We start from the raw sequence: 21,251 nt of genomic DNA, 5'->3' as shown, positions 1-21,251 counted from the left end.
GCAGGGATCGAATCCCCAGCGCGACTCCCCATGACGCTGGTGCCGCGACAGAGCACCGCGCCGCTCCGAGGCTGAGGGACACCGCCCCTCAACAGTCCTGGACGAGCCGCAGCAGCACGCGGGCGCCGAAGCGGATCGCGTCGACCGGGACGCGCTCGTCGATGCCGTGGAACAGCGGGGCGAAGTCGAGATCGGCCGGCAGCTGCAGCGGCGCGAAGCCGTAGCCGTCGATCCCGATCTGGGCGAGCTGCTTGTTGTCGGTGCCGGCGCTGAGGCAGTACGGGATCAGCTCGGCGCCAGGGTCCTCGGCGAGGATCGCGCGGTGCATGGAGCGCACGAAGTCGGTGTCGTGCGGGGCGTCCAGGGAGATCCCGATCTTGTCCACGACCACCTCCACGTGAGGACCGGAGAGCTCGTCGATCAGGGCGAGCAGATCCTCCTGGTGGCCGGGCAGGAAGCGGCAGTCCAGCTCCGCCTCGGCGGTCTGCGGGATGACGTTGCCCTTGTACCCGGCATGGAAGGTGGTCACGTTCGCGGAGTCGGCGAGGGTGCCGGCCACGAACTGCTTCGCCCCGCCCAGCAGGGGCAGGAACGATTCCACATCGTCCTCCTGCCAGGGGGTGCCGGTGATCTCGGAGACCGAGTCCAGCAGGGTGCGCACGCTCGCGACGAACTCGCGGGGGAACTCGTGGGCGTCGATCGCGGCGATCGCCTGCGAGAGCCGCACGATCGCGTTCTCGTGGTTCGGCACCGAGCCGTGGCCGGCCCGCCCGGTGGCCTTCAGACGCAGCCAGGCATAGCCCTTCTCGGCGGCCTGGAGCAGGTAGGCGCGAGTGCTCCCCCCGCCCTCCACCCCTGCGTCCCCGCCGTCCTTGCGGGGGAGGGTGATGGAGTAGCCGCCCACCTCGCTGATCGCCTCGGTGCAGCCCTCGAACACGTCGGGCCGATGCTCGATCATCCAGCGGGAGCCGTAGGTGCCGCCCGCCTCCTCATCCGCGAACATGATGATCACGAGGTCCCGGGGCGGCTTCTGGCCGGTGCGGGCCAGGTGGCGCACGATCGCGAGGATCATGCCGTCCATGTCCTTCATGTCCACCGCGCCGCGGCCGTAGAGCATGCCGTCGACGATCTCGGCGGCGAAGGGATCCACCGTCCAGTCCTCGGCGTTCGCGGGCACCACGTCGAGGTGCCCGTGGATCACCAGACCGCCGCGCTCGCGGTCCTCCCCCGGCAGGCGCACCACCACGCTCGAACGGCCCGGGGCGGACTCCAGGATCTCGGGCTCCAGGCCCACCTCCTCCAGTTGCGCGACGACGTACTCCGCGGCCTCCCGCTCCCCTGGCCCCCAGGTGGCGGGGTCGTGGCCGCCGTAGTTGGAGGAGTCGATGCGGATCAGGTCGCGCGTGATGCGCACGGCCTCGTCCTGGACGAGGGCGAGCTGCTCGGGGGTGGGGTCGGCGAGGGTCACCGGGCGGGTCCTTCCAGAGGGTTCCGGGCCCCAGCGGGCACCGTGCTGGACCGTCCCGGCGCTGAGGGCACCCCTCACCCTAGGAGACGGGAGGGATGGAGCCCTCAGTGTGACGGCCCGAGCTCGCTCACCCCTGGGGCGTCCACGCCGCGTCGCGCACGGCCGAGCCCCGCCTCACTCCCCGCGCGAGACCGCCACGAGCGCCCTCAGCGCCTCTTCCATCGCTGTCGCCGGGAAGGGTCCGAGCGTCACCTCGTCGTCCCCCGAGGTGCACGTGACCCACACCCCCTGAGCATCCATCGTCACGGTGAGCGCGTCACCGTCGGGGTCGGTCGCCTCCACGGCATGGACCGGCATCTCGTGCCCCGGCATCGCCATCAGGGCGAACCGCGCCGAGCTCTGGGTGCTGGTGTCAGGAGGTTCGGGCAGCACCTCGGTGCAACCCCCGCTCCCCTCGGGTCGTATGCTCATCGCTCTTCTCTTCCGGTGGTCGTGCACCGCGAGACGAGGACGAGCGCGGCCGACGCATCGACTGACCATCCGGTCAGCGATGCCCTCTCCCCCACTGTGCCGGACAGCTGTCCGTCATTGACACTGCCGGCGAGAAGACTGCACCCTCGGGCAGGCCTCAGGCCCCAGGCCCCTACCCGAAGGGGTAGGTGCCGCAGGTCACAGACCCAATCGATCCGCCTTCTGCAGCAGCTGATCCCGGCTGGTGACGCCGAGCTTGCGCATCAGGTTCGCGCGATGGAACTTCACGGTGTTGACGGAGACGAACAGGGCCCGCGCCATCTGCGGGTTCGTGGCCCCGTCCCGGAGGTGCCCGAGCACCTCGCGCTCCCGTTCGGAGAGGTCCACGCCCGGGGCGCGCGTCTCGCCGGCGAATCGCAGGGCCTTCTCGATGCCCAGCCGAGCCCCTCCCGGGACCTCCTCGGCCAGCGCGCACAGGGCGCGCACCTCCTCGCCGCTCGCACTGGCGAGGGTGTACAGGCCCAGCTCCCGACGCGGGGTGAGCCCGACGGCCTGGGAGAGCGCGGCCTCGGCCGCGTCCGGTCGGCCGGCGCGCAGGGCGTACAGCGCCTCCATGAGGTGCACGGTGAACTCGGTGCGCGGATAGAAGGGGCGACTCCCGTCCGCGGTCGCAGGCAGGTAGCCGGGGCTCGGGATGGCTCTGCCGACCTTCCGGCCGAGGTAGTCGGTGACGCGCTGCATCCGGCTCAGAGACTGCTGGGCGAACGGGCCGGGCTCCGAGAGGGTGCCGCGCTCGAAGGCGCCGATGAACGCCTCGAGCTCGCCAGGAGAATTCCGGTACACCGCGATGTGCGCCCTCATGAGCATCAGGATGGGCCACTCCTCGGGGTCGTCGATCCGCACCGCGGCGGCATGCAGCTGCGCATCCGCCGCCGCGAAGTCCCCGCCGTCGAGGTCGTCCCACATCAGCGTCATGGCCGTCACCACGAGGTCGGCGTCGCGCCACAGGAGCTCGGGTCCGCGCAGCAGCGACTCCGGCGAGAACCCGTCCTCCAGCCCTCGCGCCCTGTGGTCATGGAGGATGACCCGTCGCGCGAAGGCGAGGCGCTCCCCGCGGGGGTCCCGGCCGACGGGGTCGGCCTCGATGAGCTGGGCTGCGAGCTGCGCGATCTCCGCGGCCGGGATCGTGTTCCCGCTGCGGAAGACGATCTCGACCAGCAGCAGGAGCTCGGAAATCTCCCGGTTGCCCGCCGACTCCGCGGCGTCGGAGGCCACGAGGTCTCCCAACAGGCCCCGAGCCCGCTCGAACAGCGCGATCACCCGCTCCCGCTCCCTGAGGTGGAGCGCGAACTCCATCGAGTAGACGAGGCTGCCCATCCGTCTCCACGGCGCACCGGCGTCCACGCAGTCCTTGAGGACCCGTCCGGCGCCGCCCACCGCTCGCCGCGAGGCCGGTGAGGGCGAACGCGTCGGGCTGAGCCGCAGGCGCGCGCTGAGCAGGGCGGGACGATCGACCAGGAGGAGGGGGCTGAGCTGCTCGAGCGACGCCCACAGCGGTTCCATCGCGTTGGGCAGCAGGTCCCAGACCTGCTCCTTCAGAAGCGACTCGGCCTCATCCAGCTGACCGGTCCGCACCAGGGCGGCGATCTGGAGCTCGTCGTCACCCGCGACGCGAGCCGCGGAGAGGAGGTGCTCGACGAGTTCGTCCTCGCCTCCCCGCGGGGGCGGCGCGGACTGCCGGACGACCAGGCGCAGGCTCTCCTCCCAGACGAAGACCCGCTCCTGGAGCACGGGATGCCAGACCATCCGCCCCAGGGACAGCTCCAGCAGCCTGCTCAGGTACCGGGGAGCGAGGTCGCGCCCGGTCAGTTCGGCCGCCTCGGCCGGGGTGAAGCGCGGCACGCGCGCGGCCACCAGCAGGAAGTCGATGAAGTCGGAGGACTGCTGATCCAGCGACTGGCCCAGGAGGTGCAGGGCCAGTGCACGATCCCGGGCGAGCAGGCCGGCGGCGGTCTCCACCGGCAGGGACGAGAGGCAGGAGAGGATCACGCCGGGATGACCGAGAGTGGCGGCATACAGCACGCCCAGCGCCTCCTCGGAGAGCACCGTCCCCTGCTCCTCGATCAGCGAGCGGGTCTCGGCGAGCGTCAGCAGCGTCTCCCGATCCCCCAGCGTCGAGTAGTACACCCCGCGTCTCCGGGCGCGGAATCGCAGGGCCGAGACGTCGATCCCGGCGAGGATCAGTCGGACCCCCGCCGCGAGCAGGTCCACGAGCGCGTCGAACGCCCCGTGGTCGAGGTGCTCGACGCCGTGGATCGCCACCACCACGGGCCGCCGAATCCGGCGCAGGCCGCGGGGCACGGCGTCCTCGAGCAGCGCATCGTCCTCGGGCAGGTCCTCCAGGTCATGGCCGAGCTGATGCTGCAGCGAGGCCCAGAGCATCCGCGTCAGGGCCGCAGAGGTCGTCGGGAGACCCGCCGCGCGGAACAAGAGGCGGATCTCGTTGTGGTCGCTGTCGGCGCCGTCCGTCCACTGGCGCAGCACGGTCCACTTCCCGCTCCCGAGAACAGCCTCGAAGAACAGCAGCGGTGCCGAAGAGTTCAGGGCATCCACCATTCGACGGTGCAGCATCCGGGTCCTTTCATCCGCACCCGCGCGTGTGCGCGCGGAGGGATCCTGAGACCTGTTCCGGCGCTGCGACGACATGCTCTGGCACTGACATCCCACTTCACCACATTCGGGGCACAGAAAGGGACAGCTGTCCATTTCGCTGCACTGCAGGGTCCGCATCTCACCGCTCCGGGCTAGGCTCGAGGACGACCCGCCCTTCCGCCGCCCGGCATCGTCGCCCGCGGCCGCGAGGGCCGACCCAGTCGACAGGAGGGACAGCGATGTCCAAGGTCATGGAGGATGCCGCCGCCCAGCTGGCCACGGTGCTGCGCGACGGCATGACCGTCGCGGTGGGGGGCTTCGGACTGTGCGGGATCCCCACCGATCTGATCACCATCGTGCGGGACAGCGGAGTCAAGGGCCTCACCGTCGCCTCCAACAACCTCGGGGTGGACGGCAAGGGCCTGGGCCTGCTGCTGGAGAACGGCCAGATCGCCAAGGTGCTCTCGAGCTACGTCGGAGAGAACAAGCTGTTCATGCAGCAGTACATCGACGGGCAGCTCGAGGTGGAGTTCGTCCCCCAGGGCACCCTTGCCGAGCGGATGCGCGCCGGCGGGTCGGGGATCCCCGCGTTCTACACGCCCACCGGCTATGGCACCCCGATCGCGGAGGGCAAGCCGACGGCCGAGTTCGACGGGCGCACCTACGTGCTCGAGCGGGCGATCACCGCCGATGTCGCGCTGGTCCACGCCCACACCGCGGACCACTACGGGAACCTCCGTTACCGGCTCGCCGCCCGCAACTTCAACCCGATGGCCGCGATGTGCGGCGAGGTCACCTTCGCCGAGGCGGAGCATCTCGTGGAGCCCGGCGGGATCGACCCCGACGACGTCCACACCCCCGGCGTGCACGTGCACCACCTGATGCAGGCCACCGCCGCGAAGGACATCGAGCAGCGCACCGTGCGGCCGCGCCCCCAGCAGCCCGAGCCCGATCCGCAGCAGTCCCCGACCCAGGAGGTGGCCTGAGATGGCCTGGACGCGTGTCGAGATGGCGGCGATCGCCGCCGCAGAGCTGCGCGACGGTGACTACGTGAACCTCGGGATCGGCATGCCGACCCTGGTCGCGAACACCCTGCCCGAGGGCGTGGACATCACCCTGCAGTCCGAGAACGGGGTGATGGGCATGGGGCCCTGGCCCTACGAGGGCGAGGAGGACCCGGACCTCATCAACGCCGGCAAGCAGACCATCACGCTGCTGCCCGGGGCGACGATCTTCGACTCCGCGACCAGCTTCGGCATGATCCGCGGCGGAAAGATGTCCACCGCGATCCTCGGCGCCATGCAGGTCACCGGCAGCGGAGACATCGCCAACTGGCAGATCCCCGGCAAGCTCGTCAAGGGCATGGGCGGGGCGATGGACCTGGTCGCGGGCGCTCGCCGCGTGGTGGTGATGATGCAGCACGCCGCCAAGGACGGCTCCGCGAAGATCGTCCGCGAGTGCTCCCTGCCGCTGACCGGCGTGGGCGTGGTCGACCGGATCATCACCGAGCTCGCCGTCTTCGACGTCCGCGAGAGCGGCCTGGTGCTCACCCAGCTCGCCCCCGGCGTCACCGAGGACGAGGTCCGCTCCCTCACCGAGCCCGAGTTCACCGTTCAGCTCACCCACCCGACCAAGGAGCACCCGCAGTGACCACCATCGACTTCGACGGCACCTCGCCCCAGGTCCCGGACACCGCCTGGGTCGCCCCGAACGCCACTCTGATCGGCGCCGTGACACTGGCCGGGGAGACCAGCGTGTTCTACGGCGCCGTGCTGCGCGGCGACATGGACTCCATCTCCCTCGGCGAGCGCTCCAACATCCAGGACGGTTGCGTGATCCACACCGACACCGGCTTCCCCACCGTGGTGGGCGCCGGAGTCTCCGTGGGCCACCGGGCAGTGCTGCACGGCTGCACCGTCGAGGACGACTCCCTGATCGGCATGGGCGCCGTGGTGCTCAACGGCGCGGTGGTCGGAGCCGGCAGCCTGGTCGCAGCGGGCGCCGTGGTCACCGAAGGCATGCAGATCCCACCCGGATCGCTGGTCGCCGGGGTGCCGGCGAAGGTCCGCAGGGAACTGGACGACGAAGGCCTGGAGGCGCTGCGCAAGAACGCCCGCGTCTACCTCGAGCTGGCCGCGAAGCACCGGGAGGCGACCGCGGGCCCCACCACCGCACCGCTCTGAGCGGCCCGGAGCCGCCTCATGCGACCGTCAGGGTCGCCGCCCGGATCGCCCCGAGCCGACCGGTGTCGGGGTCGACGTAGGCGAGCTCGATCGTGTGCGTGCCGCGCTCGAGCAGGGCGAGATAGCGCGCGGTCTCCCCTGCGCTCCGCGCCGGCAGATCCCACCGACGGCCGTCGATGATCACGGCGTGCTCCTGGTCCTCCACGGTTCCGAAGGTCATCACCATCCAGGCGCCGCTCCCACCGTCGTATCGATAGTTCACCGGGATGGTGGACCCGTTCACCGGCTCGAGGAGCTCGGGCGCGAGGTAGGTGTACTCGTCGGTCCAGGCGCTGCTCGGCGACGACGTCCCCTCCGCCTCCTGCGCGGCGCGGTATCGGGTGGGGACGTCCGGGGTGCCGGGCGTCGGCGAGACGCTCCACGTGCCGTCCTCACCGACGGTGCTCGTCCCCACCACGCGGTCCCGCGCATCGTGGACACGCACGACCCCGCCGGGCGTGCCCTCTCCAGAGAGGGTGAGCGGGACGGTGCGGGTCCCACCCACGGGGAAGTCGATCGTGGGCGCCGCGAGGGCGGGCTCCGGCTCGACCGTCGGCTCCTCCGTCGGCTCCGGCTCGACCGCCGGCTCCTCCGTCGGCCCCGGGTCGACCGGCTCGACCGTCGGCTGCGCAGTCGGCTCCGGCGCTTCCGTCCGGTCCGGCTCGACCGTCGGTTCCTCCGTCGGTTCGGGCACCACCGGCTCCTGCGGCGGCACGGGGGCCGGCACCGGCGGTGGATTCGACATCGACGGCGGGAGCGGCTGCAGCACAGGGGGAGACACCGGAGCAGGCTGCGGGGCGGGGTCCGGCGAGGCCTGAGCTGCCTCGGGATCCTGCGATGCGGGGACGGGAGCCGAGTCGACGGACCCAGCCTCGGTCCCGGCATCGGCCCCGGCCTCGCCATCGCCATCGCCATCGCCATCGCCATCGATCTCGACCTCGAGCGGCTCGGCGCTCGCCCCCGGCGCCGTCCCTCCCGGCTCCTCGGCCGGCGCGCCGGTCGGTGGCTCGGTCGCCGCGCCGCCCGGCGGGAGGGGCGGGTCCCCCTCGGTGGACGGGTCGGCCCGGGGCGCGGACTCCGGGAGCGGTCGCGGAGCGGTCGGCGCGGCCACCGGGGCATGGACGGAGCCGGTCTCAGAGCCCGTTCCGGAGCTTCTCGGGGTGCTCGGGAGCTGGGCCATGAGCACGATGCCCGCCACCGCCATGGCAGACCCTCCTGCCACCACGGACCAGCTCGGCAGCGAGAGGGCCAGCTTCGTCCAGAGCGCCGTGCCCGCAGTGCTCCCGCCCGCTGCGGCTCCCCCAGAGACACCGGCCCCGGAGACGCCCTGGGCAGTCGCGAGCGCGAGTCCCGCGCCGGCCGCCGCCAGCGTGTCCGACAGCGTGCCCAGCAGCAAGGGCGAACCGAGGACCACCGGCAGCAGCAGGGAACGCATCCCGGTGGAGATCTGCCGCAGCTCGGCCAGAGCGGCGGAGCATCGCAGGCATCCCTCCAGATGCGCATCGACCCGGGCCGCCCGCACGGCGCCCAGCTGGCCGCGCTCGTACGCGCCGAGCACCGCCGCCGTCTGTCGACAGCCCTCCTGGGCGGAGGCGACGTCCACGTGCGCCTGCAGCCATGCCGTCCGCAGGCCCCTGCGGGCCCGGCGCGAGAGCTGCGCCACCGCGTTCGGACTCATCTGGAGCTGTGGCGCGGCCTCTCGTGGGGGCAGGCCCTCCACCTCGGTGAGCCAGAGGATCTGCTGCCAGGTCGCCGGCAGGCTGCTGAGGGCCTTCTGCATCATCGTCCTGTCGATCCGTTCGTCCGCGCCGTCGGAGGTCTGCGACCCCGTCGGATCCAGTGACTCGACGTCCTCGACGGCGATCTCCCGCGCCCGCCGCGAACGGTCGATGGCCTCATTGCGCACAGCCCGCATCAGGTATCCGGCGAAGCCGTCCTGCGGCCCACCGCCGCGGAGAACGGCCTTGAGGATCTTGAGGAAGGCTTCCTGCGCCACATCCTGGGGATCGTGCCCGCCGCCGAGGCGTCGCGCCCGGGAGAGTGCGGCATCGAGGTGCCGGTGGTAGAGCGCGGCGTAGGCACCCGTGTCCCCTGCGCGGACCGCCGAGAGGAGCTCGAGGTCCGTCCGGGCATCGAGGCGCGCCTCGGTCTCGCGATCACTCCGATCGGTCATGCCTCAGGCCTGTCCCTTCGTGGCGCGACGGGTCGCGCGAGTCGTGCGAGGGCCGCGGATTCCCGCACCCCTCGAGCAGATAGACGTGCGCGGACCCGCGACGATGACTCGCCAGTGAGGCAGGTCACGGACATTCCGGACACTCGTCACCCCATCATGCGCACCGCGTCATAGAAACGTGGCCGGTTCGTGGAGAGTGTGGACGGCGCCACAGGGGCTGCTGTCCGAGGCTCAGTTCGGAGAACCATGAACAGCATCGAGATGTCGGACATCGACGGCGACGCCCTCACCATCATCAGTCGCGGGAGCCGCGCCTGGATCACGTGCACCAGCGGCCTGGACGAGGTGACCGTGGGGCCCTTCCCCACCCACGTGCTCCGCAGAGCGGTCCTGTCGGAGCCGGACGGGGAGGACGAGGTCGCGGGGACCGCAGCCACGCCCCGGAGCAGTGAGCTGGCCCGGGCGCTCCGGCAGGTCCCGCTCGAGGACCCCGACGCCGTGGCCGAGCACCTGGTGTCCCTCAGGTATCGGAGGGCGTAGTCATCGAGCGCCCGGCGGTCGACGCCGCGCACGCCCCGTGAGCGCGGCGAGTTCCCTGCTCAGCCCCGGAGTCTCCGCCGCGGCGTATCCTCGGGTGATGGACCTTACCTCCTCACTCGTCGGCGCCCTGCCGAAGGTCGCCCTCCACGACCACCTCGACGGCGGGGTGCGCGCCGCCACCGTGCTCGAGCTCAGCCGAGAGCTGGGGCTTCCCGTCCCCGGCCTCGAGGACGCGGGCGATGCCGCCGCCTGGGCCTCGCCCGGCGCCGCTGCACAGCCCACGGCCGAGGACGCGACGCCTCGGGGACAGGAGGAGGTCCGCGCGGTGGCCGACTGGTTCCACACCGCCGCCGACTCCGGTTCGCTGCCCGCCTACCTCTCCACCTTCGACCACACCGTCGCCCTCATGCAGACAGCCCCCCACCTGCGCCGCATCGCGCGCGAGTTCGTGGAGGACATGGTCGCCGACGGCGTGGTCTACGCCGAGACCCGCTGGGCCCCCCACCAGCACACCGCCGGCGGGCTCACCCTCGATGCGGCCGTGCAGGCCGTCCAGGACGGGCTCGACGAGGGCGTCGCCGCAGCGGAGGCGACCGGGCGACGGATCGTGGTGGGGCAGCTGCTGTGCTACCTGCGCCACCTGGACCCCACCGACGACCTGGTCGAGATCGCCCTCGCGCGCCAGGAGACCGGTGTGCTGGGGCTCGATCTGGCCGGCCCGGAGGCCGGCTATCCCGCCTCCTGGTTCCGGGCCCAGTTCGACCGGGCCCGTGACGCAGGGCTGCGGGTGACGATCCACGCCGGTGAGGCCGACGGCCCCTCCTCGATCGCCGATGCCCTGGACTGCGGTGCCGAGCGGATCGGGCACGGCGCGCGCCTGCTCGAGGACATCGACGACGCAGCAGGCGCGGACGCGGCGGGTGACGACGCCGCGGGTGACGACGCCGCGCCCTCCCCACGATTCGGCCGGGTCGCCGCGCGCGTGCACGCCGGGCAGATCTGCCTGGAGGTGTGCCCCAGCTCCAACCTGCAGACCGGCGGTGCCCCGGACATGCCCTCCCACCAGGTCGGCCCCCTGTACCAGCACGGTTTCGCGATCGCGCTCAGCAGCGACAACCGCCTGATGAGCCGCACCCGCACCTCCCGCGAGATGCTGCTGGCGGCGCAGGCCTTCGACTGGACCCTGGAGGACCTCGAGCGGATCGTGCTCACCGGGCTCGACGCCGGCTTCGCCCCGGCCGCACAGCGCCAGGCGCTGCGGGAGGAGGTCGTGCTGCCCACCTTCGCCGCGGCGCGTGCGGCGGATCAGCATCAGGACCAGTACCAGCCGCCGGCGCGTTCGGAGAACCCCCTGGACTCCTGAGCGGGGCCCCTCCGGCCCGCCCACCCAGGCACTCCTCAGCACGCCGGGGCCCGGCCGCCGGCTCCATGTCGCGCACGGAACACTTCTGGTGCCCCGAGGAGGGGTGCAATCGGCGTGATCGGTGGCAGGATCTCCTCCGTGCCCGAGGACATCTCGCGCTCGCCCCGCTCCGACGAGCCTCATCCCCCGCAGTACGAGCAGCCCCACCCGACCGACGGCTCCACGCCACCGGCCCCTCCCCCGTCGTCCGAGGTGACTCGCGTCCCGTCGGCCGGTCCCCCACGCACCCCGCCGGCCGCAGCGCCCCGCGCCCCGTCCGCCGATGCACCCCGCACTCCCACGCCCGACGCACCACGCACCCCACCGGGCGCTGCGACCCGCACCCCGTCGGTCGCTGCGACCCGCACGCGGTCGGCCGGAGCGACCCGCACCCGGTCGGCCCGCTCGGTGCGCCCACCGCACACTCATGACCACCCGCACCGCCACCTCGACCATCGCGGGGTGCCCCGCACGCGGGAGCCGCTGCCGCTGCTGATGCTGGGTGCGCTCGGAGTGGTGTTCGGGGACATCGGCACCAGCCCCCTGTACGCGCTGCAGACCGTGTTCAGCCTCCACGACCACGCGGTCGCACCCACGGAGCCGGACGTGCTCGGCGTGATCTCGATGGTCACCTGGTGCCTGATCACCATCGTCACCGTCACGTACATCGGACTGATCATGAAGGCCGACAACCAGGGCGAGGGCGGGATCCTCGCCCTCACCGCGCTGGTGCTGCGCAAGCTCGGCCCCGGCGTGGGCCCGCGCGAGGCGGCGATCGCCCTGGTGCTCGGCGTCATCGGCGCCGCGCTGTTCTTCGGCGACTCGCTCATCACGCCCGCGATCTCGGTGCTCTCCGCCTTCGAGGGCATCGAGGTCACCGGCGCGGTGCCGAACGCGGTGATCCTGCCCGGTGCGCTGATCGTGCTCACCGCCCTGTTCGCCGTGCAGCGCTGGGGCACCAGCCGCATCGGCGGCTCCTTCGGCGTGGTGATGGCGGTGTGGTTCCTGACGCTCGCCGCGATGGGCCTGCCCCATGTGCTCGCCCACCCCGCGATCCTGCGGGCGCTGTCCCCGCATTACGCGATCGCGTTCATGGTGGACCGGCCGCTGGTCGCCTTCATCGCGATGGGTGCGGTGGTCCTGACCATCACCGGCGCCGAGGCGCTCTACGCGGATATGGGCCACTTCGGCCACCGCCCCATCGCGCTCGCCTGGGGGTGCCTGGTGCTGCCGGCTCTGCTGCTGAACTACTTCGGCCAGGGCGCCCTGATCCTCGCCGACCCGAGCACGATCGTGAACCCGTTCTTCTCGATGGTGCCCGAGGCGCTGAGACTGCCGCTGGTGGGACTGGCCGCGATGGCGACCGTAATCGCCTCCCAGGCCGTGATCTCCGGGGCGTTCTCCGTCTCCCGCCAGGCCACCCGCCTGACCCTGCTGCCGAAGCTGAAGATCACCCAGACCTCCTCCGAGCACGGCGGGCAGATCTATGTGGGCTCGGTGAACCTGCTGCTGTTCCTCGGGGTGCTCACGCTGGTGCTGGTCTTCCAGCACTCCAGCCGTCTCGCCGCCGCCTACGGCCTCGCCGTCACCGCCACGATCATCCTGGTCCTGGCCCTGTTCCTGCTGTACGCGCACCGGGTCCGGCGCCGCCCGCTGTGGCAGGTGGTGATGCTCGCGGTGGTCGTGGGCGGGCTCGAGCTGCTGCTGCTGGCGGCGAACCTCGTGAAGATCCCCGACGGCGGCTGGCTGCCGCTGGTGATCGCCGCCGTGCTGACCACGATCATGCTCACCTGGCGGCGCGGGGCTCTGCAGCTGGCCGCGCGGCGCCAGGAGCTGGAGGGACCGATCGCCGATTTCGTCGCCGGCCCCGCCCGCTCCGTGCCCCGCGTGCCGGGCCTGGCCGTGTACCCGCACCCGGACCCCGCCACGGTGCCGCTGGCGCTGCGCACAGGGGTGGAGATGCACCATGTCCTGCACGAGCACGTGGTGATCCTGACCCTCGAGCACGTCGGCGTCCCTCACGTGCACCGCGACGACCGGGTGCACGTGGACGTGCTCGGTGACGGGGCGGTCGGCGACCGCGTGCCCGGCCTCAGGGTGCCTGGTGACGGGGTGACCGTCAGCGGGGTGCCCGTCGGTGGGGTGACCGTCGGCGGGGTGCCCGTCGGTGGGGTGACCGTCGGCGGGGTGCCCGGTCTGGTGCACGTCAGCTACCACGTCGGATTCCACGACTCCCAGGACGTCCCCGCCGCGCTGCGCACCGCCGTGGAACGGCACGGCGGGCGGGACGGGTCCTGCTCGGATGACTGCCCGCAGCACATCCCGGAGCTGGACCTGGCAGAGCACCTCGACGAGGCCGTCTATGTGCTGTCCATGCTGCGGGTCGTGCCCGGCGAGGACCGCACGATGCCGCGCTGGCAGCGGGCGCTGTTCCGCGGGCTGCACCGCACCTCCGCACAGCGCACCCAGGTGCTGCACCTGCCCCCTGCCCGCACCCTGCTGATGGGCGCCGAGACCGAGCTGTGAGGGCCCCGGGTCAGGGGGTGGGGCGGGCCGTGGGGTGCGCCGTGGGCTGCGACGCCGGTTGACCTGCGGGCTGGTTCGTGGGTGGCCGGCGGGCCGGTTCGTGGGTGGTCTGCGGTCCGGGTCCTGTGTGGCTGGCGGGCCGGGTCATGGGTCAGGTCGAGGGGTGCTCGGGCAGGACGCCGGTGAGGATCTCCAAGTAGCGGCGGGCGAGCACGTCGTCGTCGGCATGATCGGCGACCCACGCCCGCCCGCTCGCGCGCACGCCCGCCCGGGAGCGGTCCGCCGCGAGCTCGCGCCACAGCGCGGTGAGCGCGGGAACGTCCTCCGGGGGCAGCACGTCCCCCGCCTCCGCCTCGCGGACCACGTCCGCCGCCTCGCCGTCCAGCAGTGCGGTGATGTGCCGACCGGTCGCGAGCATCTCGTAGAGCTTCGAGGGCACCGTCCAGGCGAACGGCGCCCAGTCCCGCAGCGAGACGATGACAGTGTCCGCCCAGGCGTACTGCCTGCCCACCTCACGGTGAGGGATTCGCGGGATCACCTCGACCGGGGCGCCGAGCTCGAAGGCGAGCGCCGCCAGCGCCGGGGCCTCGACCCCGTGACCGACCATCCGCACCTGCACGTCCACGCCCTCCCGGTGCAGCACGGCCGCCGCTCGCACCACGGTGTCCAGCCCCTGGGAGCGGCCCATGTTGCCCAGGTACAGGCAGCGCAGCTCGGGATGGTCGCCGGGCAGGTGGTCGCGCTGCGGCGGGACCAGGGAGAGGTCGGTGCCGTTGCGCACCACCTGCACCGGATCGACGCCCCGCTCGCGCAGCACCTGGGCGAAGCGGCCCGTGGTGGTGACCACGGCGCGTGCTCCGCTCTGCCAGCTGGTGACCTGCTGATGCACCTCGCCCTTGGCGAGCGCCACGGCCCAGGCGAGGGCACGGCGCAGCGCACCGGCGTGCACCTGCTCGGCGGCGTCGGCGCTGAGCGCACCGGCCGGGCCGACGTGGGTCACCAGATCCGGCCAGGCATCACGCATCTCGACCACCAGCGGCACACCCCACAGGGCCGAGAGCAGGCGCCCCACCAGCAGGGTGGGGATCGCCGGGGCGGTCGCGATGATGACGTCCGGGCGATCCTCGGGCCGCCGGAAGCGCCGACGCAGACGGCGCAGGGCATCACCCGCCGCGATCACGTGATCCGCGGTGCGCGAGGCGATGTCCGCACGGTGAGCGAGGTAGGCGGTGCGCACGATGGTCTCCCCGTGCCTGCCCCGCTCCTCAGCGCCCCGCCGATGGCTGCGACGCTGGGTGGGAGTGGGCCGACCGGCCGGGTAGTGCGGCACCGGCGCGGCGACGGTGACTCGGTGCCCGACGGCGAGGAACCGCTCGACCAGTGCGGACCAGCGTCGCTGAGGGGCCCCGTACTCCGGGGCGTAGTAGTGCGTGAGCAGCAGCAGTCTCATGCGGGCGCGGACCCTGCCTCGAGGCCGAGTACCGCCGCCGCGTCCCGCAGTTCCTCGGGCGTGGCGTGCAGGGTCAGCGGCGGGGGAACACCAGCCTTCGCCCTCGCGGCCGGCACCAGGAGGCGCAGGATGTTGTCGGCCGGATCGGTGGCGGTGTCGGCGTCGTTGCCGGCGTCGGCAGTGGGGGCGCCGTCGGCGGCGGGGTCCTCGACCGCTCGGCTCTCGGCTGCGGCGTTCCTCGGAGCGCGGGCGTCCTCGGCGGCGTGGTCCTGGGGCGCCGCGGGCAGTGCAACGATCGCGGAGGCGGGGATGAGCACGCTGCGGGCGCTGAGCTGACGCGGCATGACGGTGATCGCGGCGAGTTCCCCGGTCGCGTCCTGCTGGTAGATGTCCCGCACCCTCCCCACGGTCTTCCCGTCGCTTCCGTGCACCGTCAGTCCCGCCAGAGCCTGCAGGCGCCGGCGCCGGGCCGCTCGGGCGGGCGCCTCGAGCGGCGGCATCCGCCGGTCGCGGGGACGGGAAGCGCGGGTCATGTCACCTCCTGAGGAGGTCGCTCCGCCAGGCGCTCCTGCTCCATCGGACGCAGCCGCCCCGTCGGACGCTGCAGTTCCATCGGACGCTGCGATTCCGTCGGGCATCGACGTCTCCCCGGCGTCGCCCGAGCGTTCAGGCGTCGCGCCGGGGCTCATCGAGGGCGTCCGCAGGCGATCACAACCCGAGAGTCTACCGATCAGTCCGCTCCCGCGGCCAGGGCGGTCGTCGAGGAGCGACCTCCACGCTCGCGCAGGCCCAGGCTTCAGCGCACCTGGACGCTCAGTCCGGCGCAGCACTCAGCCTGCCAGGACGCTCAGTCCGCCAGGACGCTCAGTCCGCCAGGACGAGGCGCACGAACTCCTGCACATCGGCGATCGGATCGGCCTCGGTCGTCTTCTGCAGCTCGCGCACGGTGTGCTCGCGCACCGTCAGGCTCAGCAGCAGCGAGAACAGAGTCCGTGCCAGGAACGTCGGATCCGCTCCCGGGATCAGGCGGCCGTTCGCCGCCAGACCCGTCAGCACCTGCTCCAGCACGTGCTCGTGCACCAGGCGCAGCCTCGCGATGCGGAACCGCCCCGGATGATCCGGATTGACGACCTCGGCGCAGAGCGTGGCCAGCAGCGCCATCGAATGCACGCGCGGATCCCAGGGCCCCGCGAGCGCCGCCAGGAAGGCCTGCGGCGAGGACCGCAGCGCCTGGACGGAGTCCAGCAGCCCCTGCGCATGCGCCTCGAGCCGGTCGACCACCGCACCCAGCAGAGTCTCCTTGGAAGCGAAGTGATGGAGCATCCCCGGGTGGGAGATGCCCACGCGCCGGGAGATGTCGCGCAGGCTCGCACCGTGGTACCCGCGCTCGGCGAACAGCGCCGAGGCGGCATCGAGGATCTCCTCGCGCCGAGTGGAGGACGTCGGCCTGTCGGCCGCCTGCTCCTTCGGCTCGGGAACCGCGTCCGTGGTGTCCGCAGTCCCGACCGCGGGGGCAGTCCCGACCGCGGTGCGCAGTTCCTCGCCCATCTCGATCTCCGCTGCGGAGATCGAGTCCAGGGTGCGCAGGGCGCGGGTCAGCAGATCGGAGCCCGGCATCACAGCACCGCCGTTCGGGGACTCCTCGCCCACCCGATCGGCGAAGAGCGCCGAGAGCGGCGAGGGGCCGGTCCCGGCTCCGGGCGGTCCACTGGTACCAGCGAGCGTCATCGGCGGTTCTCCTTCACAGGTCAGTTCTGGGCGATCAGCTCGGCGATCTGGATCGCGTTCAGCGCGGCGCCCTTGCGCAGATTATCCGCCACGACGAAGAACACCAGCCCCTTGTCGCCCGGGACGGACTGGTCTTTGCGGATCCGGCCCACGAATGTCCCATCGCGACCAGCGGCCTCGAGCGGGTTCGGCACGTCCACGACCTGCACACCCGGTGCCGCCTCGAGCAGCTCCCGGGCACGCTCCGGGGTGATCTCCGAGTCGAACTCGGCGTGGACGACGAGCGCGTGGCCGCTCATCACCGGCACCCGCACGCAGGTTCCCGCGACGGGGAGATCCGGCAGGCCCAGGATCTTCCTGCTCTCATGGCGGAGCTTCTGCTCCTCGTCGGTCTCCCCGGAGCCGTCCTCGACCAGATTCCCGGCCAGCGCCACCACGTTGTACGCGATCGGCTTGACGTAGACCTCCGGCTCACCGAGATCGACAGACGAGCCGTCGATCGCGAGCTTCTCGACATCGTCGACTCCCTTGCGCACCTGACCAGCCAGTTCAGCGACACCAGCGACGCCGGAACCGGAGACGGCCTGGTAGGTGGCGACCTTCAGCCGTGCCAGCCCCGCCTCGTCGTGGAGGACCTTCAGGGCCGGCATCGCAGCCATCGTGGTGCAGTTCGGGTTCGCGATGATCCCGCGCGGCGGGTTCGCCAGCTTCTCGGGGTTGACCTCGGAGACCACCAGCGGCACCTCCTCGTCACGGCGCCAGGCCGAGGAGTTGTCCACGACGGTCGCCCCCGCCTCGGCGAAACGGGGAGCCAGCGCCTTGGAGGTGCTGCCGCCGGCGGAGAAGATCGCGATGTCCACGCGCTTGCCCTCGGAGGTGAGGTCCGCGGCCTCCGCATCCTCGACGGTCAGCGGGAGCCCGGCATACTGCACGGTCGATCCGGCGCTGCGTGCCGAGGCGAACACGCGGATCGAGGAGTGCCTGACCGCGCGGTCCGCGAGCAGGGCGAGCATCACACGTCCCACCTGGCCTGTGGCGCCGACCACGCCGATGACGGGCCCGTCGGCCGCGTACCCCGGGGTGCGCCCCATGTCGACCTGGACCGCAGGGAAGACGGCGGGGCTCTGGGTGGCGCTCTGGTCCGCGCTCTGGGTGGTGCTCTGGTGCTGGTTCATCGTCCGGTCCCTCCGTAGACCACGGCCTCGGTCTGCTCGGCGTCGAGGCCGAACGCCGTGTGGATCACGCGCACCGCGTCATCGAGCTTGGCCTGCTCGGTGACCACGGAGATGCGGATCTCCGAGGTGGAGATCATGTCGATGTTGATGCCGGCCTCACCGAGGGAGCGGAACAGCAGCGCCGAGACGCCCGGGTGCGAGCGCATCCCGGCGCCGACGATGCTGACCTTGCCGATCTGGTCGTTGTAGCGCACCTCGGTGTACCCGATCTGCTCGTGCGCGTCCTCGATGGCCTTCAGCGCCGCGGGGGCATCCGACTCCGGGAGGGTGAGTGAGATCGCCACGGTGTCATCCACCGTCGAGGAGTTCTGCACGATCATGTCGATGTTCGCGCCGGTGCCCGCGACCACGTCGAACAGAAGCGCCGCGCGGCCGGGGAGGTCCGGGACCTCGACGACGGTGATCTTGCCTTCGCTGCGGTCGTGGGCGACGCCCGAGATGATCGGCGCCTCGAGGCCCGGTGCTGTGATGTCGTCCATGGGAAGCTCCTTGCTGGGGTCTGCGGCGTCGCGTCGCACGACGTCCGCGGTGCGGAGGGTGACGTCGGGGTCGAGGGTGATCTCGCGCTCGAGATTGTCGGCGACGATCGTCCCCACCCGACCGGAGTACGAGGACCGCACGTGCAGCGGCACCCCGTAGCGGCGCGCGTACTCGACGCTTCGCGCCATCAGGATCTTGGAGCCGTTGGCCGCCATCTCCAGCATCTCCTCGCTGGAGATCAGCGGCACCCGGCGAGCAGACGGCGCGATGCGGGGGTCGGCCGTGAACACGCCGTCGACATCGGAGTAGATCTCGCAGACATCCGCCTTCAGGGCGGCGGCGAGCGCGACGGCGGTGATGTCGGAGCCACCACGACCCAGCGTGGTGATCTCCTTGGAGTCATGGGAGACGCCCTGGAAGCCGGCGACGATCGCGACGGCGCCGTCATCCACCGCCTCCTGGATGCGGCCCGGGGTGACGTCGCGGATCTGCGCCCTGCCGTGGTCACCGTCGGTGATCAGACCGGCCTGCGAGCCGGTGTAGGCGCGGGCGATGACGCCGACCTCGTTCAGCGCCATCGACAGCACCGCCATCGAGATCCGCTCCCCGGCGGTGATCAGCATGTCCATCTCACGAGGCGGCGGGTTCGGGGTCACCTGCTCGGCGAGGTCGATCAGATCGTCGGTGGTGTCCCCCATCGCGGAGACCACGACGACCACCTTGTGGCCGGCCTTCGCGTACAGGGAGATGCGCTTCGCGACGCGCTTGATGGAGTCGGCGTCAGCGACGGAGGATCCTCCGAATTTCTGGACGACCAGGCTCATGGGGCGTATTCCTTCGCGGTTGAGGACAGGCGGGTGGTGCGGGGTCGTGCGGTAGTGCTGGGTCGTGCGATGGTGCTGGGTCATGCGGTGGTGCTGGGTCATGCGGTGGTGCGGGGTCGTGCGGTGGTGCTGGGTCGTGCGGTGGTGCTGGGTCGTGCGAGGCCGTGCGGGTCGAGCCTGCCCGAGGAGCAGGCCCGAGGGCCGGGACCTGCGCCGCCGGGAAGCGTCCCTGAGCCGCTGCCGGGAACGCTGCTTCTGCTCACCTGGCGCGACCGCGGACGCCCCGAGATAGGGCACCAGCCACCGTCCAGTCTACGAAAATGCCTGGTCCTGGCCACAGCGGCCCCGGCATCCGAGATACTCCCCTGGTCAGCGCGATTCTGCGCCGTGACCAGCACAACATCCCCCCGGGCGTGGCGCGATCGGGGCGGACGAGGACGGGGCGTATCCTCCGTCGGCCCCGCTGCGCCCTCGCCCGCTCAGCGGTGCCTCGCTGGGGGTCACGACCTCCCCGGGGTCCAGCGCCACGAACCTCCCCGGCGGCCAGCGCTACGAACATGGTCGATTCGGGCGCACATTCCCCCACGTCTGTCACTCCCCCGGGCCGAGCTCGCCGCACGCCCACCCCGGGGCCGCCCGCCGCAGGCTCATCCCCGGGCCAGCGCTACGAACATGGACGAATCGGGGAGCTATTCCCCCACGTTCGTGACAACGGCTGGGCCCACGCTCGTCACTCCGGCTGGGACCCCGCTCGTCACTCCGGCTGGGCCTTCGTCGTCGGCGGGGGCGGTCACCGCTTCGGCGTCCCCGGTCAGGACTCGGCATCTCGGGTCAGGACTCGGCGTCCCCGGTCAGGACTTGGCGTCTCGGGTCAGGAATCGGTGTCCGCGCAGCTGTGGAGGAGAGGTCGGACAGCCAGGACCTGGACGTTGTGGATGACCGGAGAGTCACGTCGCGGCGTCCCCCACGATAGCGCCATGCCTCGCCGCCCTGCTCCGCTTCCCCCTTCGCTGCCGCACGCGGTGTTCACCATCGCGGAGGCGATAGCGGCCCGGGTGAGCATCGACCGACTGCGGTCGAGGGATCTCCGTCGGCTGGGCTACGGCATCTATGCCCGCAACGACGTCCACCTCACGGAGGTGGATCTGCTGACGGCACTGACCCGCACCGTTCCCGGGGCAGTGGCGCGGGGCCTCAGCGCGGCGCGGTACTGGAAGTTCCCTCTGCCCCTTCGCTCACAGGAGTGGCACGCCGACCCACGGGTCACTCCGGTCCACTTGACGGCGAACGGGGTCGCGCATCGCGACACCTCGATCCTCCTCTGGAACCGCCAGTGCGTACTCGACACGGATATCGACACGATCGGCGACCTCCGGGTCACGGGGCGAGTTCGCACCTGGCTGGACCTCGCACAGACCCTCCCTCTCGACGAGCTCGTGCAGATCGGCGACCACCTGGTGCGCATCCCGCGCCCCTGGGCGGAGCAGGGAAGGAGCAGGCCATATGCGACTCCGGGTCAGCTCTCCGCCGCCATCCGTGCGTACCGCAGCCCGGGCAGACCGCGACTCCGCGAGGCGCTCGATCTGGTGCGCGTGGGCAGCGACTCCCCGGCGGAGACCTCGCTGCGCCTGGCCGCGCTGCGTGCCGGACTCCCACCCCCTGTGCTCAACGAGCGCGTCAGCGAGAACGTTGTCCACCTCGGCGAGCCCGACCTCGCGTGGCCCGAGTGGAAGCTGTGCGTCGAGCACGAGGGGCCGAACCACCTCACGAGGGAGCAGCAGGAGAGGGACATCCGGCGCCGCGAGCGTCGTGAGGCGCAGGGCTGGGTCGAGCTCCAGACCGTCTCCGTCGACCTCCACCACCAGGGCCGGCGAGGGGTGCAGCGCATCACGGAGGCGCTGAGGCGGCGAGGCTGGCGCCCCGAGACACGCACCGCCGCGCAGGCAGGGCACCCCCAGCCAGAGTCACGAACCAGGGCGATAGCGGACGCGATAGGACCAGGTATGTGACTCTCACCCTCGGCAGCCGGGCCCCGAGCCCCGGGCCTGGCCTTGGGCCCCGGGCCCCGACCCCGAGCCCC

General features: G+C 71.9%; 16 protein-coding genes. 7 read left to right on the top strand and 9 right to left on the bottom strand.

What is annotated here, in order from left to right; genetic code table 11:
- Window positions 1-88: 88 nt before the first annotated feature.
- From VF289_RS06065 to VF289_RS06055, 3 genes are all read right to left on the bottom strand, one after another.
- Window positions 89-1,468 (bottom strand): M20/M25/M40 family metallo-hydrolase, encoded by a 1,380-nt coding sequence (locus VF289_RS06065; RefSeq protein WP_330882137.1) that lies wholly within the window; start codon window positions 1,466-1,468, stop codon window positions 89-91.
- A 174-nt stretch (window positions 1,469-1,642) separates the two neighbouring features.
- Window positions 1,643-1,939: a hypothetical protein gene (locus VF289_RS06060; protein ID WP_330882135.1), complete on the bottom strand. Its 297-nt coding sequence runs from the start codon at window positions 1,937-1,939 to the stop codon at window positions 1,643-1,645.
- 198 nt (window positions 1,940-2,137) lie between these two features.
- On the bottom strand, window positions 2,138-4,570 hold the full coding sequence (locus VF289_RS06055) for a LuxR C-terminal-related transcriptional regulator (RefSeq protein WP_330882133.1): 2,433 nt from the start codon (window positions 4,568-4,570) through the stop codon (window positions 2,138-2,140).
- 260 nt (window positions 4,571-4,830) lie between these two features.
- On the opposite strand from VF289_RS06055, the gene VF289_RS06050 reads away from it, so the two are divergent.
- From VF289_RS06050 to VF289_RS06040, 3 genes are read left to right on the top strand one after another with little or no spacing between them, the layout of a single operon-like run.
- Complete coding sequence (locus VF289_RS06050) at window positions 4,831-5,577, top strand: CoA transferase subunit A (RefSeq protein WP_330882131.1); 747 nt, start codon at window positions 4,831-4,833, stop codon at window positions 5,575-5,577.
- Window position 5,578: 1 nt separating this feature from the next.
- On the top strand, window positions 5,579-6,241 hold the full coding sequence (locus tag VF289_RS06045) for a CoA transferase subunit B (protein WP_330882129.1): 663 nt from the start codon (window positions 5,579-5,581) through the stop codon (window positions 6,239-6,241).
- Window positions 6,238-6,774, top strand: coding sequence for a gamma carbonic anhydrase family protein (locus tag VF289_RS06040; RefSeq protein WP_330882127.1), 537 nt, complete (start codon window positions 6,238-6,240; stop codon window positions 6,772-6,774). Before VF289_RS06045 ends, VF289_RS06040 begins: the two co-directional genes overlap by 4 nt.
- Window positions 6,775-6,790: 16 nt before the next feature.
- Here VF289_RS06040 and VF289_RS06035 read toward each other — a convergent pair whose 3' ends face one another.
- On the bottom strand, window positions 6,791-8,986 hold the full coding sequence (locus VF289_RS06035; protein ID WP_330882125.1) for a sigma-70 family RNA polymerase sigma factor: 2,196 nt from the start codon (window positions 8,984-8,986) through the stop codon (window positions 6,791-6,793).
- A gap of 246 nt (window positions 8,987-9,232) precedes the next feature.
- Between VF289_RS06035 and VF289_RS06030 the strand changes: the two genes are divergently transcribed.
- The 3 genes from VF289_RS06030 to VF289_RS06020 all read left to right on the top strand — a co-directional run bounded on the left by VF289_RS06030 (window position 9,233) and on the right by VF289_RS06020 (window position 13,454).
- Window positions 9,233-9,526 (top strand): hypothetical protein, encoded by a 294-nt coding sequence (locus VF289_RS06030; RefSeq protein WP_330882123.1) that lies wholly within the window; start codon window positions 9,233-9,235, stop codon window positions 9,524-9,526.
- 97 nt (window positions 9,527-9,623) lie between these two features.
- A complete protein-coding gene (locus VF289_RS06025) occupies window positions 9,624-10,889 on the top strand; it encodes an adenosine deaminase family protein (protein ID WP_330882121.1) in 1,266 nt (421 codons plus the stop codon).
- 501 nt (window positions 10,890-11,390) lie between these two features.
- Window positions 11,391-13,454, top strand: coding sequence for a potassium transporter Kup (locus tag VF289_RS06020; protein ID WP_330882119.1), 2,064 nt, complete (start codon window positions 11,391-11,393; stop codon window positions 13,452-13,454).
- Window positions 13,455-13,605: 151 nt separating this feature from the next.
- Here the strand turns inward: VF289_RS06020 and VF289_RS06015 are convergent, their stop codons facing one another.
- From VF289_RS06015 to VF289_RS05995, 5 genes are all read right to left on the bottom strand, one after another.
- Entirely contained in the window at window positions 13,606-14,904 is a 1,299-nt protein-coding gene (locus VF289_RS06015; RefSeq protein ID WP_330882118.1) for a glycosyltransferase family 4 protein, read from the bottom strand.
- Window positions 14,901-15,437, bottom strand: coding sequence for a PRC-barrel domain-containing protein (locus tag VF289_RS06010; RefSeq protein ID WP_330882116.1), 537 nt, complete (start codon window positions 15,435-15,437; stop codon window positions 14,901-14,903). The genes VF289_RS06015 and VF289_RS06010 overlap by 4 nt, the downstream gene beginning before the upstream one ends.
- 331 nt (window positions 15,438-15,768) lie before the next feature.
- Window positions 15,769-16,632 (bottom strand): helix-turn-helix domain-containing protein, encoded by an 864-nt coding sequence (locus VF289_RS06005; RefSeq protein ID WP_330882114.1) that lies wholly within the window; start codon window positions 16,630-16,632, stop codon window positions 15,769-15,771.
- A gap of 20 nt (window positions 16,633-16,652) precedes the next feature.
- Window positions 16,653-17,723, bottom strand: coding sequence for an aspartate-semialdehyde dehydrogenase (locus VF289_RS06000; RefSeq protein ID WP_330882144.1), 1,071 nt, complete (start codon window positions 17,721-17,723; stop codon window positions 16,653-16,655).
- 80 nt (window positions 17,724-17,803) lie between these two features.
- Window positions 17,804-19,171, bottom strand: coding sequence for an aspartate kinase (locus VF289_RS05995; protein WP_330882112.1), 1,368 nt, complete (start codon window positions 19,169-19,171; stop codon window positions 17,804-17,806).
- A 977-nt stretch (window positions 19,172-20,148) separates the two neighbouring features.
- Here VF289_RS05995 and VF289_RS05990 point away from each other — a divergent pair.
- Window positions 20,149-21,180, top strand: coding sequence for a hypothetical protein (locus VF289_RS05990; protein ID WP_330882111.1), 1,032 nt, complete (start codon window positions 20,149-20,151; stop codon window positions 21,178-21,180).
- Window positions 21,181-21,251: the final 71 nt, after the last annotated feature.

The sequence above is a fragment of the Brachybacterium sp. genome (assembly GCF_036379615.1).
Lineage (GTDB): Bacteria > Actinomycetota > Actinomycetes > Actinomycetales > Dermabacteraceae > Brachybacterium.
This window is presented reverse-complemented; position numbering and strand designations above follow the sequence as displayed.

What these genes read in the sequence shown, in the direction of transcription:
- VF289_RS06050 (WP_330882131.1), top strand. Translation starts at nt 4,831, where the DNA reads ATGTCCAAGGTCATGGAGGATGCCGCCGCCCAGCTGGCCACGGTGCTG.
- VF289_RS06015 (WP_330882118.1), bottom strand. Translation starts at nt 14,904, where the DNA reads ATGAGACTGCTGCTGCTCACGCACTACTACGCCCCGGAGTACGGGGCC.
- VF289_RS06035 (WP_330882125.1), bottom strand. Translation starts at nt 8,986, where the DNA reads ATGACCGATCGGAGTGATCGCGAGACCGAGGCGCGCCTCGATGCCCGG.
- VF289_RS06060 (WP_330882135.1), bottom strand. Translation starts at nt 1,939, where the DNA reads ATGAGCATACGACCCGAGGGGAGCGGGGGTTGCACCGAGGTGCTGCCC.
- VF289_RS06005 (WP_330882114.1), bottom strand. Translation starts at nt 16,632, where the DNA reads ATGACGCTCGCTGGTACCAGTGGACCGCCCGGAGCCGGGACCGGCCCC.
- VF289_RS05990 (WP_330882111.1), top strand. Translation starts at nt 20,149, where the DNA reads ATGCCTCGCCGCCCTGCTCCGCTTCCCCCTTCGCTGCCGCACGCGGTG.
- VF289_RS06025 (WP_330882121.1), top strand. Translation starts at nt 9,624, where the DNA reads ATGGACCTTACCTCCTCACTCGTCGGCGCCCTGCCGAAGGTCGCCCTC.
- VF289_RS05995 (WP_330882112.1), bottom strand. Translation starts at nt 19,171, where the DNA reads ATGAGCCTGGTCGTCCAGAAATTCGGAGGATCCTCCGTCGCTGACGCC.
- VF289_RS06010 (WP_330882116.1), bottom strand. Translation starts at nt 15,437, where the DNA reads ATGACCCGCGCTTCCCGTCCCCGCGACCGGCGGATGCCGCCGCTCGAG.
- VF289_RS06045 (WP_330882129.1), top strand. Translation starts at nt 5,579, where the DNA reads ATGGCCTGGACGCGTGTCGAGATGGCGGCGATCGCCGCCGCAGAGCTG.
- VF289_RS06030 (WP_330882123.1), top strand. Translation starts at nt 9,233, where the DNA reads ATGAACAGCATCGAGATGTCGGACATCGACGGCGACGCCCTCACCATC.
- VF289_RS06000 (WP_330882144.1), bottom strand. Translation starts at nt 17,723, where the DNA reads ATGGGGCGCACCCCGGGGTACGCGGCCGACGGGCCCGTCATCGGCGTG.
- VF289_RS06055 (WP_330882133.1), bottom strand. Translation starts at nt 4,570, where the DNA reads ATGCTGCACCGTCGAATGGTGGATGCCCTGAACTCTTCGGCACCGCTG.